Here is a 17,816-nt window from a genome sequence, read left to right as displayed (position 1 = left end):
AATTGATCAATATTGAGTCGAGAATTCACCGGGAGTGAATCATGGAACTGGCGCAACTGCGCATGGTGAAAGCGGTCGCCGAAACCGGCAGCATCGCCCAGGCGGCGCAGCGACTGCACTGCGTACCGTCGAACATCACCACGCGGGTCAAGCAGCTGGAAAGCGAACTGGGTACCGACCTGTTTATCCGCGCCGGACGCGGCCTGAGCCTGAGCCCGGCCGGCACGGTATTCCTCGACTACTGCACGAAAATCCTCGGGCTGGTGGACGAAGCCAAGCGCGCCGTCGACGCCAACACCCAACCCTCGGGCCTCCTGCGCATCGGCGCGATCGAGTCCTGCGCCACGGTGCACCTGCCCGCGCTGCTGGCCGAGTACCAGCAGGCCTATCCCGGCGTCAGCCTGGAATTGACCACCGGCAACTGGTCACAACTGCTGGAAGACGTACGGCAACGCCGCCTAGATGGCGCCCTGGTCGCCGCCGATATCCAGCACCCGAAAATCGCCAGCAACGCGCTTTACCGTGAACAGCTGGTATTGATCAGCGCCGCCGGCAGCGGTCCGATCCGAGGAGCCGCCGACCTGCACGGCAAGACCCTGATCATGTGGCCCAACGGCTGCCCTTATCGCGCGGCCCTGAAAAACTGGGTGCAGCCCCACGACCCGCATCCGGCCATTGCCAGCTACGCCAGCTGGGCCACCATCATCGGCAGCGTGCATGCCGGTGCCGGCGTGTCCCTGGTGCCCGAGGGCATCCTGCAACGTTACGAGCAGTCCGCCGGGCTTGAAACCCACCGCTTCGCTGAACTGGCGCCAGTGGAGAACTGCTTTATCTGGCACAAGGAAACCACTCGCCATCCGGCTCGCGATGCGTTTGCCCGGCTATTGCAGGAGCGCCTGGAACAGTCGGGGAAATGATTACCCCGCGAGGGTTTTATTAATCTCGGCCACGAGTATTTCCAGTTGACGCATCTCGACGACCAGATGGGCGGCATTCTCCCCGAGAAAACTGCCATGTTCCACCAACAACAGGCCAACGACCTGCGCGCCCTGCATGGCGTCCGTCGCTTCGGCCCAAGCGACCTTCTTCTCGATCTTCGCGTGAAAGCCCTCGCTGTCGGAGGGGCCCAGCTTAGCGACCACATTGCTCAACTTGTTCATTGAAAAAGGCTGGCTGAGCACCTTGCACTCGATCAGGAGGGCGACCTGCCCGGAAGGGTGCAAGGCCAACACATCGATTTCCCCGGGTACTTTCTGGCCGTTCTCGTGCGCCAGGCGAGACTCTCCCGCTTGCCAATATCCGGAATCACTGACCCCGCTGGCTTTCCAGCCGGCCTTGCGGAGCAATTGCACCGCGGCATTTTCAAAAGGCTGCGAGACATGCACGCGAAAGGACTCATCGTCCACAGGAGCCCCGCCATAGCCCACGTAGCGGAAAACAGAGTGTTCAACAAAACAATTCACGGAGTCGACTATGGTCATGACGCTTGTGGCAAATGTCCTGTCATCAATCCGCACGACAGGCCGCTCGACCAACATGTTCGAGGGATAGCTCCTCACTCGGTCCGGGTACCAGGGCTCCTGCCAAAAACAGGCTTCGAGAGACTGTTTCGCAAGCACGGGATCATCACCGAAAGCATCGGTGACAATAGGCAGATCCTCGAATAGCACCACGCCGGCCATGCGCTTCGACCCGGTCGACTTGATGTGACGCACACAGGCCAACAACACCAGCCGGGCATTGAGCCCAATCCAGAATGCCGGGTTCTTTCCGGCCAGCGCAAAGACCGTTCCGGCAAACAATTCAATCGTGGTGGAGTCACGCCCCGACAGGACGAAAGAGACGGCCTGGGAAAACCGCAAGAGGTCCTTCCAGATAACCGCTTTCGAATGTTCAAGCGTTCTCTGGTTTTCACCGTAGGGCGCTGCCATGGCGTTCCAGCGCCCCAACAGCCGCTGGTCAGCCTTGTCTGAAAACTCGAATCCATGGGGCCTGAGACCGACCGCTTGAAAGTTGAAAACCTGGCTGCTCTCGTAGAGCTCTCTCAATTGCTCCCAGGCAATCACCGCATTGACCAGATTGAGCAACTGGGCGGCGCTTCTATCAACGGCCAACGGTTCCTTGCGATTGGGCCATATGAGCGCGATCGTCGTTTTCAACGACGAGCCACACCAAGGCACCTTCTTGCGCCAGTTCTTCTGGCCGTAATAGAAATCGTCCACCGCCTCGATCAGTGCGGGAATGGCGAGTCTCGGGTCAACCCGGCGCGCCAGGGCATCCAGATCGTTCCTTGCCCATTCAATCGCCGACTGCCATTGCTCATCGCTCTGCAAGAGCCCCAGGCCTTGGGCGGCCAGGCTGTCCGACGTCCTGGAAAAGCAATGACGGCTCCCCGCGATGCTGGCTTTACGCAGCTTGTCGGCCAACTCGCGAGCCTGCTTGTAGATTCGTGAGGACGCCTGGAATGGATACCGTTCTCGTGCCATTTGCTGCCTCGCAATCCTGGCCAAAAACACGCTGTATCAATGGCACCAGAGTGCCACAAATCCATCGTCACACCACCCCAAGCCCCCTGAAAGCGACTACACGCCTTCTCTAGCGCGACCTTCGCCCCTTCAGCTATCCTGCCGACCAAATTAATTCAAAATGTAAGGGACTACGATGAAACATCATCTGCGCCAGCTATTGGCCGCAGTGGCGCTCAGCAGCCTCACTTTGCCTGCCCTGGCCGCCAGCTCTCCCGCTCCGGCGCCGACCGCCAGCACCCCGCCCCACCAAACGACTGAACAATGGCTGGCGACCCTCAAGCAGCAGCACGGCAATATCACCTTGCCCAGTGGCATTGCCACCCTGCAACTCAATGACGATTTCTACTACCTGTCGCCGGCCGACACCGAGCGTCTGCTGACTGAAGGCTGGGGCAACCCGCCCGGTCACAAGACCCTGGGCATGATCATTCCCAAGTCGACCAGCCCGCTGGCGGACAATGGCTGGGGCGTGATCGTCAGCTACAAGAACGACGGGCATATTTCCGACGATGACGCGGCCAAGATCGACTACGCCGACCTGCTCAAGCAGATGCAGGCCGATGATGAGGAAAACAACAAGGAGCGTCACAAGCAGGGTTATGCCGGCCTGTCGCTGCTGGGTTGGGCCGAGCCACCGAGCTACGACCAGGGCAGCCACAAGATGTACTGGGCCCGTGAGCTGAAGGCCGACGATGCGCAACAGACCACCCTGAACTACAGCATCCGCGTACTGGGTCGCGAGGGAGTCCTGGAGCTCAACGCGGTGGCGGCGATGGCCGATTTGCAGACCATCAAGCTGGAAACGCCGAAGATTCTGGCGTTCACCAACTTCACCGACGGCAACCGTTATGCCGACTATGACTCCAAGACCGACAAGCTGGCACCCTATGGGCTGGCGGCGTTGGTGGCGGGCGGTCTTGCGGCCAAGGCCGGGCTGTTCGCCAAGATCGGCGTGATGCTGCTGGCGCTGAAGAAATTTATCGTGGTGGGACTGGTGGTGGTTGCCGGGTTCTTCCGCAAGTTGTTCAAGCGCTAGCTCTTGTAGGAGCTGACTTGCCAGCGATAAACGTCAACGATGACGCGGAGCGCCTGACACCCCGCTCTCTTGCGACGACAATCGCGCGAGCAAGCCCGCTCCTGTAAAAAACACTCTGAGCGTTTCGGCACAATGGCCGAGCGCAACGGCACAACGACCCGTTCCGTCCCTCAATACACTTGTGTCTCCTCTCCCTATCAAGACGAGATCAGCATGAAAACCCGATTTCTCCTCACCGCCCTCACCCTCGGCCTGAGCCTCAGCGCCCAGGCTGCCGACTTCACCCTCTCCAGCCGCGACATCGCCAACGGCAAGCCGTTGAGCAGCCGCGAAGTGTTCCAGGGCTTTGGCTGCGAAGGCGGCAACACCTCGCCTGAACTGTCCTGGCAAAATGCTCCGGCCGGCACAAAAAGCTTTGCCATCACCGTCTACGATCCTGATGCTCCGACCGGCAGCGGCTGGTGGCACTGGACAGTCGTCAACCTCCCGATTTCCACCCACGAATTGCCCTCTGGCGCAGGCAACCCTACTGCCAGCCAACTGCCCGTAGGTGCCGTCCAGGGCCGCACCGACTATGGTCAATCAGGCTTCGGCGGCGCTTGCCCGCCGGCCGGCGATAAACCGCATCGCTATCAATTCACCGTCTGGGCCTTGAAGGTCGATAAACTGCCGGTCAATGAACAATCCAGCGGCGCCATGGTAGGTTACATGCTCAACGCCAACGCCTTGGGCAAAGCCACCCTCACCGCCCCCTACGGACGCTAGGAACCATGAACGCCCCCGCCGGCATCCAGCATCGCCAAAGCCGTATCGGCGCCAGTGTCATACAGGCGCGCCAGCCCCATGCACTGCAACGGGTGCCGATTTTCGTCACCACCCTGTGCCGTGTCCGCCAGGGCGAAAAGCTGATGGGCTGGGATGATCGGCAAATGCGCGTGGGTCCACGGCATCTGATCCTGATGCCGGCGGGGTGCGAAGTGGGGATCAGCAACTATCCCGGGGCACAGGGTTACTACATCGCCGATGCAGTGACCTTTCCCACGGAGTTGTTGCGGGCCTTCAGCGTTCGTTACAGCCAGCAGATCAATACTTTCCCCGGACGCGCGGCGACACAGGAGTTGTGCGTACCGCTGGATCGGCATACGACCCAGGCCTGGGAAAACCTGCTGGACTGCATCAACGCCGACTCGCCGGATGCCTTGCGCACGCATTATGCGGAAGCGGTGTTGTTGGCGTTGGCCCTGGGCGGTTGGGCCGGCCCGGTGCTACTGGACCGTCGAGATCCGCTGTGTGAGCGCGTGCAGCAGATTGTCATGAGCGATCCGGCACGGGACTGGACCGTTGCCAGTGTCGCAGAGCGCCTGAACCTTGGTGCGTCGACGTTGCGACGGCAGTTGGCGAACGAGGACGATAGCTTCAGCAATATCCTGGAGAACGTCAGGCTGGGGATGGCGTTGCAGTGGTTGCAGGTCACTCCGCGGCCCATCGGGGAAATTGCGGCAGCCAGTGGTTATGCTTCGGCTTCACGGTTTGCCGTGCGGTTTCGCAAGCATTATGGGTTGTCGCCGCGGGAGTTGCGGGCGGTACTTTAGGAACATCCGGTTATTCAAGCGTGGCGCAACACACTTAAACATTTTCGCATTCAGCTCTTGAACGCGGAAACATCTCATCATGCTTGATCACTTGTCCGCCCTCTACTCCATAAATACCATTCTCTCCATTCACAAAATACTACACACCCACTGGCGTTCTTCTTAATGCCGGGTATTTGTGCAACAACTGGAGATCATTATGAACGGCCACAACCTGACTTTTAGGAACAATCCGATATGGTATGTCGCTCAGCGAGCGATAAACAATGTGTCGTGGTTTATGAAGGACCAAGCGAACAGCACGAACCAACAGCGAAACAGGGTTCTCAATACCGTCAAATCAGGCGCCTTCGACCTACTGGGTGACGGGCAGGCGAAAGAAGTCGTACTGGCACCAACCGGCAACCCCACGCATGCCGATCCCTTGGTCACCGCCTACTGGTGCCCCTTTATTCAAGGCAACGTATTGCCTGGTTTTGTCGATATACCACGGCATAATCCACAGCATAATTTTGTATTCACTGCCGCCATGAACGGGTGCGCGCTGGTCACAACAACCTCTCCGGCCGGCAGCAACATGCTCAGAATTTATCATCACCAACATCCAGACAGCGCAACTATCAATCAACTGATCCTGGCCCAGGGACAATCCATTCTTTCCTGCATTGACGCCAGTGACTATTGCCGTAGCGACCAGAAATATCCTGCGCCCAACGCGTTCAACTTTCTGTTCTACAAAGAGGGCAAATGGAAGTATGTCGTGCAACCGCAAATTTTTAATATGCTGACCCATGAGGTCGCTTTGAATCCAGCCATGCAACCAAAGGTAGTGGATGTCTGATATCCCATTTTTCGGCCTTCCTCCTCCACTTATACATCTCTGATACCGCACAAGAGCTGTCAAACGAAGACAACAGCCTTATAGAGCGTCAGGCCAGGGACGGCGCCTAATGGATGCAGACCACTGTTTAGCATCCACAGTAGCCCGCCAGATACTCCAACGATATCGAGCGACTGAAAAACTATCTTCCATCGCGATTTTTTGTACCTTCCTTACCGGTGTACGGGTTTACATTTCCTTTCGTACTGTAGTTATTGTTCCGTGTAGCATCCGGGTTTGTGGCATGGGAGGGATGGACATAGGTCCCATTTCTCCTGGTGTACCCGCTAATCGCGTGATCCGAACGAGGGCTCTTGGAATAGCTGGAGTGGGACGATGAGTGTCCACCAAAACCGCTACCCCGAGCGTAGACGTTCCCGGAAAGGACCAGCGCAGCCAAAGCCAAAGCCAATACTCTTTTCATGCCATCTCCCTATAACATTGATTACGTGAGCATCACTGATAGCTCAACGATATCATCTTTGTAACCAATCCGATACAAAGCCAAAAATGAATGCTGGGGTGGAGATCAAGAGAACCAAGGGGTCATAGGCATAGCAACTCAGGGCGCCAAGGTCCCGGGGTCGAATCTTGAATTTCAGATGCAGAAAAACAAAGCGCTGATCTTGATCTGGCACTTTGACTGATATTCAGGGGGATAAGCTTTGATGGTGGGCGTTATGGAGGCAACCCCACCAGCCACACCCCGGCACACAATGTTCCCGCTGTGGCTGCTTCCTTCCGGATCTGACCAGGTTCACGGGTAATCGTTGCGGGGGGACCGATGGGGTCACCATAACGACGCCCGCCTGACGGCGAGCCGCGCCATTGTACCTAGATAACGAGAAGTTACAACCGCTAGGCGTCGATAAAAATTCGATGAGGGTCAAGTACTTGTCGGTGTCTGGTGTGTGGCGGTCCTCAGCGTGGATCAGGCCCGGCGGCCTGCCAGGGATGGCGGTGGTGGAATCACTGCCGTCATCGCCAGCAAGCTCGCTCCTACAGGGATAGGTCAGGCTGGTAGTGCTTGCTTGTCCAGCAGCTTATCCAGCAGCTTATCCACCCGGCTCAAGGCCAGATCGACCAGGTGCACCACGCCCAAGGCCAGCTTGCGATTGGAGCCCTGCAGGTTGTCCGCGCACTCGTAAGCCGTGACTGAGGCGGACTGGAGGATTTCGTCGATTTGAGCCAGGGCGTCTTCGGTCGTCAGCTGTTCGCGTCGACGTCGCGAGACGTTGTCCGGTGGCAGTTCGTAATGGGCGAACGCTCGCTCAATCGCCAGTTGGCTGGCAAGAGACGACAGGTCTTCGGCTGGGGGATTGGGGGTGATCTTGAACATACGGGTGCACCTCTTTCTTGCTGATTGAGAGAGGCCGTCACCGTTTGCTTGCACGCAAAGAGGGTGGCAGCTATACGCAGGTGTGCAAGACCGGGGCAAGAAGAGGCGCACTACCCGGCAGATCCCGAAGATCTCCCACGTACAGCCGCCATAACACCAAACTCCAGACATGAAGATGCCCAAAGGTAGTGGTGGCGTTGATGCGCCTTATCTCGCAGTCCGGACTTGCACGTCCGTGTCACCGATTTTGCGGTGACGGAATGCAGACTAGCCGCCGGTTCGAACAGGCGCAACGGGCTGGGATTTTCTAGGAAATTTCAGGCAAGTGAAAGGGATCTTTCTACAACATCGCACTGAGAATTGAGTGGATGCTAACGGGCACGGCTCAGTAGAGACAGCGAGCCAAACCCGGCCTCTGGCCACCTCGTATTTTTGGTGAGAATCGATGCTAAAAAGCACGCAATGCCAACAGGCTAGTAGCTGGGCTACAATGTGGCCCAACAGCCTGGAGAATCAAACCATGTCCGCAAATGCAGTAGTTCGTGCTCGTATTGATGAGCACATTAAAGAAGAGGCGACTGTCGTACTCGCCGCAATGGGATTGACCATATCCGATGCCTTCCGCATGATGCTGACCCGTGTTGCCCAAGAAAAAGCACTACCGTTCGAACCACTGGTACCGAACGCCACCACCTTGAACGCCATGAAGGAAGCCCGCCAAGGCGGCTTGAAGTCGTTCGACTCCGTAGAGGACTTGATGGCGGACCTGAATGCGGAAGATTGAGCAAACGGGGCAGTTCAAACGCGACTACAAACGAGAAACCAAAGGTCGGCATCGGGAAACGTTACAAAGGGATTTTGTGCCCATCATCACAGCATTGGCGAATGATCGACCATTGGCCGAAAAGCACCGCGATCATGCGCTTACCGGCAACTGGAAAGACTTCAGGGATTGTCACGTCAAACCAGACTTGGTGATGATTTATCGCAAACCAGATGACACGATCCTGCAACTCGTTCGACTCGGCTCACACAGCGAACTGGGCTTGTAAAAAAACCTCAGGACGCGACCTGCAACACCTCATCCGCCCGGCCACCCTCCTCCTGGATCACCAGGTGGATGAAGTGCAGCTTGGCGATGGTCGCCGGCGGTAGCACAAAGGGGTAGAAATCCGGCTGTCCCATGCTGCGGGACAGTTCGTTGAGCATGCCCGCCAGCTCGATCCAGGCGTTGACGAACGACAGGAACGCCGGCCCCTCCGGATGTTGCGGGTCGTAGAGCGCGCTCAGGGGAAACGACGGGTAGTCGAAATCCGATTCCTTGGCACTCATGCCAAAGCCCAGTGCCGTGTCCACCGCGTCCATCATGTGCAGGTAATGCGCCCAGGTCTCAGCCCAGTCTTCCCAGGGATGCATGGTCGCGTAAGCGCTGACGAAGTGTTGCGACCAGTCCTGCGGGGCACCCTGCTGGTAATGACGCTCCAGGGCGTCGGCATAGCTGGCGCGCTCGTCACCGAACAGGCCGCGAAACGGTTCCAGCCAGTGACTGTTGGCAATCAGTCGATCCCAGTAGTAATGACCTACTTCATGGCGGAAATGGCCGAGCAAGGTGCGGTACGGCTCGCGCATCTGCACGCGGACTTTTTCCCGGTGTTCGTCGTCGGCCTCCTTGATGTCGAGGGTGATCAGGCCGTTGGCGTGGCCGGTCATGGGGGCCTTGCCCTCCAGGTCGACACCGACGAAGTCAAAGGCCAGGCCGCTTTCTTCGTCCCAGGTTTTCGGGATGACTCGCAGGCCCAAGGTGATCAGCTGGGCCACCAGGCGGCGCTTGGCGGTTTCGACCTTGCGCCAACGATCCGGGTTTTCCGCGATGGACAGGTCGGGGATGGTCCGGTTGAGGGCGCACGCAGTGCACAGGGCGCTGCCGTGGGCGTAGGGAATCACCCAGTTGCAGGCGGCCGCGGTGTCGAGGTTGGCGCAGCGGCGGAACAGGCCTGCGTCGGGGTCGGTGTCCAGTTGCCAGCTCTCTGGGTAGGGGCCGGGTTGGAGGGATGACAGTACACTGCCCTGAGGCTCGTAGCCCAGGGCCGCGGAACAGGCCAGGCATTGGCTGTTGCGGAAGAATACCGATTGATCGCAACGGCAACGCCAGACCTTGCTGTTGCGCGAGGGTTCGCTGATGAAGGGCGCGGCGATGCGGGAACTGAGTTGTTCGAAGAACCGGTACATGGCGATCTCTCCAGGGGCCTGCCTAGACTAGATCATTGGGCGCGGTGGTGGGTTCCCTGATGCAGGGAAGAAACATCGGCGGTCGGAACGTGGCTCGCCGCGGAAGATTTGGTGGCCTCAAGGGCCTCTTCGCGGGCAAGCCCTGCTCCTACAGTTTCGTGTCGGATGAAAGTTGTGTGTACGACCTAGGCCTGTAGGAGCATGGCTTGCCAGCGAAGCTTTTGGCGGCCTCCAGGACGCCATCGCCAGCAAGCCGACTCCTACAGGAGATTGCGGCACTTTCGGGCTTAGACTTCGATACCACGGCCCTTCAGGAACGCCACGAACGCCTCTTCATCCAGCACCTTGAGCCCCAGTTCGTTAGCCTTCGCCAGTTTCGAGCCGGCACCCGGGCCCGCCACCACGCAGTGGGTCTTGGCCGAGACCGAGCCCGCCACCTTGGCCCCCAGGCTTTCCAGCTTGTCCTTGGCCACATCACGGCTCATCAACTCCAACGAGCCAGTCAGCACCCAGGTCTGCCCCGCCAGCGGCAAGCCTTCAACAGCCTTTTTCTCGCTCTGCCAATGCATGCCGAAATCACGCAGTTGCGCTTCAATCGCCAAGGCTCGCCGGGCATTCTCCGGCTGGGCGAAGAACTCACGCACGGCATTGGCCGGCTTTTCACTCAAGGTCTGGCGCAGATCCAGCCAGTCCGCCGCGATAACGCCTTCGACCGAACCGAACTTGGTCGCCAGCTTTTCCGCCGCCGTCGGCCCCACCGAGCTGATATCCAGCTTGGCGATCAGCCCGCCCAGGGTAGTGCTGGCGGCAAACTCGGCGCCCAGCTCCCCCTGGTCCTGCAATTCCAGCCCACGCTCCAGCAGTTCCTTGATAACCGTGCGGTTGTGCTCGTCTTCAAAGAAGCTGTGGATCTCATGGGCCACTTCCATGCCGACATCCGGCAGATAGGTCAGCACCGACGGCAGCGCCTGCATGACCCGCTCCAGCGAGCCGAGGGTACGTGCCAGGACCTTGGCCGTTTCCTCGCCCACATCGGGAATACCCAGGGCATAGATAAACCGCGCCAGGCTCGGCTTCTTGCTGTCGGCAATCGCTTCCAGCAGGTTGCGTGTCGAGAGTTCGGCAAAACCTTCCAGGTCGACGATCTGCTCGTATGCCAGGGTGTAGAGATCCGCTGGCGAGGCGATCAGCTTTTCATCCACCAACTGCTCGATAGTCTTGTCGCCCAGGCCTTCGATATCCATGGCCCGACGGGAGACAAAGTGGATGATCGCCTGCTTGAGCTGCGCGCCACAGGCCAGCCGGCCAACGCAGCGATACACCGCGCCTTCGCTGATCGTCTCGCGGCCCTTGCTGCGCTTGACCAGTTGCGTGCGTTCGACATGGGAGCCGCACACCGGGCAGCTTTCCGGGATCTGCACTGCGCGGGCATTGTCCGGGCGCCGTTCGGTCACGACCTGCACCACTTGCGGAATCACGTCGCCGGCCCGGCGAATGATCACGGTGTCGCCAATCATCAGTCCCAGACGGGCCACTTCATCCATATTGTGCAAGGTGGCGTTGGACACGGTCACGCCCGCGACCTTGACCGGTTTCAGTCGGGCCACGGGGGTGACGGCACCGGTACGACCGACCTGGAATTCCACATCGAGCAGTTCGGTAAGCTCTTCCATGGCCGGGAATTTGTGGGCAATCGCCCAGCGCGGTTCGCGGGCGCGGAAACCCAGTTCACGCTGGGACGCCAGGCTGTTGACCTTGAACACCACGCCGTCGATTTCGTACGGCAGCGCATTACGCCGCTCACCGATATCGCGGTAATAATCCAGGCACTCGCCGATACCTTTCGCCAGCTTCAGTTCACGACTGACCGGCATGCCCCAGGCCTTGAGTTGCTGGAGGTTGCCGATATGGGTGTCGGCAATCTCGGCGGACACCTGGCCCAGGCCGTAGCAGCAGAACTCCAGCGGACGGCTGGCGGTGATCTTCGAGTCCAGCTGGCGCAGGCTGCCGGCTGCAGCATTGCGCGGGTTGGCAAAGGTCTTGCCGCCGGCTTCCAGCTGCGAGGCGTTCAGGCGCTCGAAGCCGGCCTTGGACATAAAGACTTCGCCGCGCACCTCCAGGGTCGCCGGCCAGCCGCTGCCGTGAAGCTTGAGGGGGATGTTGCGCACGGTGCGCACATTGACGCTGATATCTTCGCCGGTGGTGCCGTCGCCACGGGTGGCGCCACGGACCAGGGCGCCGTCCTGGTACAGCAGGCTGACCGCCAGGCCGTCGAGCTTGGGTTCACAACTGTATTCAACTTCGGCGCCGCCACCGAACAGGTCGCCAGCCGGCAGGTCGAGGCCTTCGCTGACCCGACGATCGAACTCACGCATATCGGTTTCTTCGAAGGCGTTGCCCAAGCTGAGCATGGGGATTTCATGCCGGACCTGGGTGAAGGCCGACAGTGCCGCGCTGCCGACGCGCTGGGTCGGTGAATCGGCGCTGACCAGTTCCGGATGCTCGGCCTCCAGGGCCTTGAGTTCGTGGAACAGGCGATCGTACTCGGCGTCCGGAATGCTCGGCTCGTCGAGGACGTGGTAACGGTAGTTGTGCTGATCCAGTTCAGCGCGCAGCTCTAGAATCCGGGTGTGGGCGGCGGTCATGGAGTTCTCTCAAAAGCAAAAAGAGCAGCCGAGGCTGCTCAATATGTTAGTGCGGTAGGAGCCGGTTCGCTGGCGATGAGCGCAAAGCGCTCAGCCATTCAACGCTTCTGGGTCAAGGCGCGACGTTCGAACTCGACGATGCGCTGACGGTAGTGCTCGATGGTCTGGGCGGTCAGCACACTACGCTGGTCATCCTTCAGTTCGCCATTGAGCTCTTGTGACAATTTGCGAGCGGCGGCGACCATCACGTCGAACGCCTGCTTCGGATGACGCGGGCCCGGCAGACCGAGGAAGAAGCTCACCGCCGGGGTGGTGAAGTGGTCGATATCGTCGAGATCGAAGACACCCGGCTTCACCGCGTTGGCCATGGAGAACAGCACTTCGCCGTTACCCGCCATGCTTTCGTGGCGATGGAAAATATCCATCTCGCCGAAACGCAGGCCGCTTTCCAGAATGTTCTGCAACAGCGCCGGACCTTTGAAACCGTTGGCGTCGCGGCTGATCACGCTGATCACCAACACTTCTTCCGCTGCCGGCTGTTCCTTTTCCTGACGCGCCGCCGGCTTGTTGCCTTCCTCGGGGAAGTCATCGTCGCGGCTGCTGAAGCTCGGGCCTTCATCCAGGTCCAGGTTCAAATCGCCCTGGCTCGGCTCGCCACCACGCTTGCCGCGCTTGGACAGCTTCTCGCGGCCTTCACGCGCCGGCATGCTCACGGACGGCAGGTCATGCTCGTCCAGCTGAGGTTCCTTGTGGGTGTCCAGCACCCGGGCCGGGCCCAGCAATTCGGCGCTGGTGTCCTCGTCCGGCAGGTTCGACAGGCTCCGGTCCAAACGGAACTTGAGCTTGCCCTTGCCACCGCGCATCCGGCGCCAGCCATCAAAAAGAATACCGGCAATGACTATGATGCCGATGACGATCAGCCACTCGCGCAGACCGATTTCCATGTAATCCCGTGCCTCTAAATAAATGGTTCTATGAAGAAAGGGCTGAAACCCCTTTAAAGCGTGGCGCCAACTCTATGTTCTGACAGGCATTTTTTCCCACGCACAAGAAAACTTGACATTAAATTAACACGACACAAGGAAACTTTACACCGTCTGTCGTACAGGCTTGCATTTATAAGTCCCCAAGGATCAGTGCTAGTTCCCACAATGCCCAAGGAAATCCCCTTACGCCTCGAATATCTTTGCCTCAACGGCGGACGATTCAGGCGTCCACCAGGGCCATGGCCTCCTCCACATCCACCGCCACCAGCCGTGAGCAACCCGGCTCGTGCATGGTCACGCCCATCAGTTGATCGGCCATTTCCATGGCGATCTTGTTGTGGGTGATATAGATGAACTGCACCGTTTGTGACATCTCTTTGACAAGTCGGGCATACCGTCCAACGTTAGCGTCATCCAACGGCGCGTCAACTTCGTCGAGCATACAAAACGGTGCCGGATTCAATTTGAAAATGGCAAACACCAGGGCCAGGGCGGTCAGGGCCTTTTCGCCGCCGGAGAGCAAATGGATGGTGCTGTTCTTCTTGCCCGGGGGCCGCGCCATGATGGTGACCCCGGTGTCGAGCAGATCATCACCGGTGAGCTCCAGGTAAGCGCTGCCGCCGCCGAACACTTTTGGAAACAAAGCTTGTATGCCGGCGTTGATCTGATCGAAGGTGTCCTTGAAGCGATTGCGGGTTTCCTTGTCGATCTTGCGAATCACGTTTTCCAGGGTATCGAGGGCTTCCACCAGGTCGGCGTTCTGGGCATCCAGGTAACGTTTACGCTCGGATTGTTGCTGGTATTCGTCGATGGCCGCGAGGTTGATCGCGCCCAACCGCTGGATGCGCGCGGCGATGCGTTCGAGTTCTTCCTCGGCTTCCTTCTCGCTGGCCTCGGCCGTCAGGGTGGCGAGCACGCCGTGCAGGTCGTAGCCGTCTTCCAGCAACTGATCCTGCAAGGTCTTGCGTCGTACGTTGAGGGCCTGCCATTCCATACGCTGCTGTTCGAGCTGGCCGCGAATCAGCTGTGACTGCTGTTCGGCCTGGCTGCGGCGTTTTTCGGCGTCACGCAACTCGCGGTCGGCGTCTTCCAGGGCGATCTGCGCGGTCTTGAGTTCGACGTCGACGCTCAGGCGCTTGTCGAGCAGTTCTTCGAGCTTGAGGCGCAGCTCTTCCAGCGGCGCCTCGCCCTCCTCCAGGTTCAGGCTCAGCTGCTCGCGCTTTTCGCTCAGGCGCTCGGATTGCAGCTCCAGGCGTTCCAGGGCCTGGCGGGTGGAATCATGCTGGGCCTTGAGGGAGCCGAGGCGCACCGCCAGTTGATGGGCATGGTCCTTGTGCTGGCGGGCTTCCTGGCGAACCCGATCGAGGCGCTCGCGCAGGCTGTCGCGCTGGGCCAGCAGCAACTCGCGTTGCTCGGTGTCGACGGCCATGGTGTCGAGGGCCTCTTGCAGTTGCAGGCGGGCCTCACCGACTTCTTCGTGTTCCTGGGCACGCTGCTCGCCCAGTTCATTCTGCTCTTCATCGAGACGGGTACGGCGCAATTGCAGTTGCTCGGCCTTGGCCTTGCTGGCCGACAGCTTGGCCTTCAGCTCACCCTGCTGGCGGGCTTCGTCCTGCAGCAGACGACGCAGATGCTCACGTCCGGTTTCCTGCTGGCGCTGGGTGGCGCGCAGGGTTTGCAAACGGGTTTCGAGGCTGGCCAGGGTTTCTTCACGCTCTTCACGCTCCAGGCCCAGGCGCTGGATTTCCTGACCACGGGCAAGCACGCCGCTCTCGGCCTCGCTGGCCCGGCGCACGCGCAGGAAATGCCGCCCGACCCAGAAACCGTCGCGACTGATCAGACTTTCCCCGGCCGCCAACTGACCGCGCAGGGACAAGGCTTGCTCAAGGCTTTCAACCGGCTTGACCTGACCCAGCCAGGGCGACAGATCGATATCCGCCTCGACCTTCTCCAGCAGACTGCCCGGCACCCGGGTGCCGTCCGGCGCGGGGCTGAGCAGGCGCAGGTCGCCCTGCTGGAAACCGCCGAGGTCGAGACCGGCGAAATCATCCACCAGCACGGCCTGCAAGTCGGCGCCGAGCACGGTTTCCACCGCCAGCTCCCAACCAGCCTCGACCTTCAAGCCTTCGGCCAGGCGCGGACGCTGCGCCAACTGCTGCTCACGCAGCCACTCGGCCGTGCCGGTGCCCGGATCGAGCGCCGCCTGCTGCAAGGCTTCGAGGGAGGCCAGGCGGCCATTGAGGCGCTGCAAGTCGCCCTGGGCCTGTTGCTGATCCTGCATGGCCTGCTGCAAATCCTGGCGCAGTTGTTCCAGGCGCTCGACCTGGCCTTCTTCGCTGGCCTGCAAATCTTCCAGGGTCTGCTCGCTCTCGGCCAACTGCTCGCTGAGTTCGAGGATGGCCGCGTCTTCCGGGTCCGCCGAGAGCAAGGCGCGCTCTTCGGCCAGACGCCGCTGGCGCTCGGCCAGGCGCTCCATGCTGGTTTCCAGCTGCTGGATGCGCGACTGCTGGACTTCGGCCTGGCGCCGCGGTTCGGCCGAGCTCAGGTTGAAGTGGTCCCACTGTTCCTGCCAGCCGTGCATGGTGGTTTCCGACTCTTCCAACGCGGCGGCGGCTTCTTCGGCGGCGGCGCTGGTCAGCTCCTGCTCGGGTTCGAGCATGGCCAGCTCTTCACCGAGGGTCGCCAGCAAGGTGCGGTCGTGACCCAGGTGCGATTCGGTTTCCAGACGGGCGCGCTCGGCTTCACGCAGATCGTCCTGCAACTGGCGCAGACGCTGCTGGCCGTGCTGGATGCTCTGTTCGACCCGGGCGATATCGCCACCGACCGAATAGAAGCGCCCCTGCACCAGATTGAAGCGTTCCGACAGTTCATGGTGCCCGTCGCGCAGGCGTTCGATGCTGGCATCGGCATTGCGCTGCTCGGCCACCAGGGCTTCGAAGCTGATTTCCTGGTTGCCGATAATCGCTTCGCGCTGGCCGACCTGCTCGTTCAGTGCCTGCCAGCGCAGGGCCGACAGTTGGGCCTTGAGCTGACGCTCCTCGCCCTTGTATTCCTGATACTTCTCGGCGGCCTGGGCCTGGCGGTGCAGGCGTTCGAGCTGGCGCTCCAGCTCTTCGCGCAGGTCGGTCAGGCGCGCCAGGTTTTCATGGGTGCGACGAATACGGTTTTCGGTCTCGCGACGGCGCTCCTTGTACTTGGAGATGCCCGCCGCTTCCTCGATGAAATTGCGCAGGTCCTCGGGCTTGGCTTCGATCAGCTTGGAGATCATCCCCTGCTCGATGATCGAGTAGCTGCGCGGACCCAGGCCGGTGCCGAGGAAGATATCGGTGATGTCCCGGCGCCGGCATTTAGTGCCGTTGAGGAAGTAGCTGTTCTGGCTGTCGCGGGTGACCTTGCGGCGGATGGAGATTTCCGCGTAGGCGGCGTATTCACCAATCAGGGTGCCGTCGGAGTTGTCGAACACCAGTTCGATGCTCGCCTGGCTCACCGGCTTGCGGCTGGTGGAGCCGTTGAAGATGACGTCGGTCATCGACTCGCCGCGCAGGTTCTTCGCCGAGCTCTCGCCCATCACCCAGCGGACGGCGTCGATGATGTTCGACTTGCCGCAACCGTTGGGACCGACCACCGCCGCCATGTTACTGGGGAAGTTCACCGTGGTCGGGTCGACGAAGGATTTGAACCCCGCCAACTTGATGCACTTGAGCCGCACGCTTAGTCGACCGCCAGGGCAGACAGGACGATGTCGCAGCTACGCTGGGCGTAATTGGCCAGGACCGTGCGGATCAGCGGCAGGTCGCGGGCCATGACGGCGGCCAGCAGTTGCGCGAACAGGGTCAGGTATTCGCTCATTTCCGCCTTGCGCCGCTCCAGCGCCAGGTAATAGGCGCGGCTCATGGCCGGCTGCAGGTTCTCGACGGTTTCCTGCAGGTACGGGTTGTCGGCGAACGGAAAGGCCGCGCGCATCACATTGAAGCTGTCTTCGACGAAGGTGCGGATATCCGCGTTCTCGAAGCTGGCGCTCAGGCGCTGCTGCAGTTGCAGAAACGGCGCGAGGTCGGCCTGCTCCTTCCAGCGTTGGGCGACGGCATTGCCCAGCAGGATGTACAACTCGCTCATCAGGGTGCACAGGCTCTGCACCTTGTGGGCGGTGAGCTCGGTGACATGGGCACCGCGCCGGGGCAGGATGGCAATCAGATGGCGGCGCTCGAGAATCAGCAGCGCTTCGCGTACGGAGCCACGGCTGACATTGAGCGCCAGCGTAACCTTCTGTTCCTGGATGCGCTCCCCGGGTTTGAGGTCGCCGCGAATGATGCGTTCGGCGAGGTGGTGAGCAATTTGCTCGGCGAGGCTGTCCGGCGCCTTGAACGTCATGGTTTTCCTTCAAAATCTTCGATCAGTGCAAGCGGCGCAGTGTAGCGCACTTGATACCGGGTGGCGCAGGGCTCCTGAGGCGGAATTTGGCACGAATCCCGCAATTATTTCAGCAGCTAGACTGGGAGAAAGCGCTCCATGCTTTCAATCGCGAGATTTTCCTGACCCTAAGGTCAGATATTTGTTGACCGAAAAGTCAGATATCACTAG

Annotated in this window: 14 protein-coding genes and 1 other RNA gene; 7 read left to right on the top strand and 8 right to left on the bottom strand. The window is 60.2% G+C overall.

Annotation, left to right across the window (positions count from 1 at the left end):
* Window positions 1-41 precede the first annotated feature (41 nt).
* A complete protein-coding gene (locus tag M5B42_RS01050) occupies window positions 42-917 on the top strand; it encodes a LysR family transcriptional regulator (RefSeq protein ID WP_248744792.1) in 876 nt (291 codons plus the stop codon).
* Here M5B42_RS01050 and M5B42_RS01045 read toward each other — a convergent pair whose 3' ends face one another.
* Window positions 918-2,426, bottom strand: coding sequence for a DUF234 domain-containing protein (locus M5B42_RS01045; protein WP_248744791.1), 1,509 nt, complete (start codon window positions 2,424-2,426; stop codon window positions 918-920).
* A 235-nt stretch (window positions 2,427-2,661) separates the two neighbouring features.
* Here M5B42_RS01045 and M5B42_RS01040 point away from each other — a divergent pair, with 235 nt between their 5' ends.
* The 4 genes from M5B42_RS01040 (at window position 2,662) to M5B42_RS01025 (ending at window position 5,997) form a co-directional block, all read left to right on the top strand.
* Window positions 2,662-3,564 (top strand): DUF2167 domain-containing protein, encoded by a 903-nt coding sequence (locus M5B42_RS01040; protein ID WP_248744790.1) that lies wholly within the window; start codon window positions 2,662-2,664, stop codon window positions 3,562-3,564.
* Window positions 3,565-3,777: 213 nt separating this feature from the next.
* Window positions 3,778-4,329 carry a kinase inhibitor gene (locus tag M5B42_RS01035; protein WP_248744789.1) on the top strand — a complete coding sequence of 184 codons (552 nt, stop codon included), beginning with the start codon at window positions 3,778-3,780 and terminating at the stop codon, window positions 4,327-4,329.
* A 5-nt stretch (window positions 4,330-4,334) separates the two neighbouring features.
* The gene (locus M5B42_RS01030) at window positions 4,335-5,156 is read left to right on the top strand and encodes a helix-turn-helix transcriptional regulator (protein WP_103496693.1); all 822 of its coding nucleotides are present in this window, start codon (window positions 4,335-4,337) and stop codon (window positions 5,154-5,156) included.
* A gap of 199 nt (window positions 5,157-5,355) precedes the next feature.
* Window positions 5,356-5,997 carry a hypothetical protein gene (locus tag M5B42_RS01025; protein WP_248744788.1) on the top strand — a complete coding sequence of 214 codons (642 nt, stop codon included), beginning with the start codon at window positions 5,356-5,358 and terminating at the stop codon, window positions 5,995-5,997.
* Between the two features lie 729 nt (window positions 5,998-6,726).
* Here the strand turns inward: M5B42_RS01025 and ffs are convergent.
* Window positions 6,727-6,823: signal recognition particle sRNA small type (gene ffs / locus M5B42_RS01020), an RNA gene on the bottom strand.
* A gap of 225 nt (window positions 6,824-7,048) precedes the next feature.
* Entirely contained in the window at window positions 7,049-7,375 is a 327-nt protein-coding gene (locus M5B42_RS01015) for a hypothetical protein (protein WP_248744787.1), read from the bottom strand.
* Window positions 7,376-7,895: 520 nt separating this feature from the next.
* Here M5B42_RS01015 and M5B42_RS01010 point away from each other — a divergent pair.
* Window positions 7,896-8,159 (top strand): type II toxin-antitoxin system RelB/DinJ family antitoxin, encoded by a 264-nt coding sequence (locus M5B42_RS01010; protein ID WP_248744786.1) that lies wholly within the window; start codon window positions 7,896-7,898, stop codon window positions 8,157-8,159.
* Window positions 8,146-8,427: a type II toxin-antitoxin system YafQ family toxin gene (locus tag M5B42_RS01005; RefSeq protein ID WP_248744785.1), complete on the top strand. Its 282-nt coding sequence runs from the start codon at window positions 8,146-8,148 to the stop codon at window positions 8,425-8,427. The genes M5B42_RS01010 and M5B42_RS01005 overlap by 14 nt, the downstream gene beginning before the upstream one ends.
* Window positions 8,428-8,434: 7 nt before the next feature.
* Here M5B42_RS01005 and M5B42_RS01000 read toward each other — a convergent pair whose 3' ends face one another.
* The 5 genes from M5B42_RS01000 to M5B42_RS00980 form a co-directional block, all read right to left on the bottom strand.
* Window positions 8,435-9,604, bottom strand: a complete 1,170-nt coding sequence (locus tag M5B42_RS01000; protein WP_248744784.1) for a putative zinc-binding metallopeptidase — start codon at window positions 9,602-9,604, stop codon at window positions 8,435-8,437.
* A gap of 287 nt (window positions 9,605-9,891) precedes the next feature.
* Window positions 9,892-12,249: an NAD-dependent DNA ligase LigA gene (gene ligA, locus M5B42_RS00995; RefSeq protein ID WP_248744783.1), complete on the bottom strand. Its 2,358-nt coding sequence runs from the start codon at window positions 12,247-12,249 to the stop codon at window positions 9,892-9,894.
* A 98-nt stretch (window positions 12,250-12,347) separates the two neighbouring features.
* Window positions 12,348-13,193, bottom strand: coding sequence for a cell division protein ZipA (gene zipA / locus M5B42_RS00990; protein ID WP_248744782.1), 846 nt, complete (start codon window positions 13,191-13,193; stop codon window positions 12,348-12,350).
* A 262-nt stretch (window positions 13,194-13,455) separates the two neighbouring features.
* Window positions 13,456-16,944, bottom strand: coding sequence for a chromosome segregation protein SMC (gene smc, locus M5B42_RS00985; RefSeq protein ID WP_248744781.1), 3,489 nt, complete (start codon window positions 16,942-16,944; stop codon window positions 13,456-13,458).
* A gap of 2 nt (window positions 16,945-16,946) precedes the next feature.
* Window positions 16,947-17,606: a GntR family transcriptional regulator gene (locus M5B42_RS00980; protein WP_103497392.1), complete on the bottom strand. Its 660-nt coding sequence runs from the start codon at window positions 17,604-17,606 to the stop codon at window positions 16,947-16,949.
* Window positions 17,607-17,816 lie beyond the last annotated feature (210 nt).

The sequence above is a fragment of the Pseudomonas sp. MWU12-2037 genome, assembly GCF_023242345.1.
In the GTDB taxonomy this organism is placed as follows: Bacteria; Pseudomonadota; Gammaproteobacteria; order Pseudomonadales; family Pseudomonadaceae; genus Aquipseudomonas; species Aquipseudomonas gingeri_D.
Note: the sequence above shows the minus strand (reverse complement) of the source record. Positions and strands in the feature narration are given on the sequence as shown.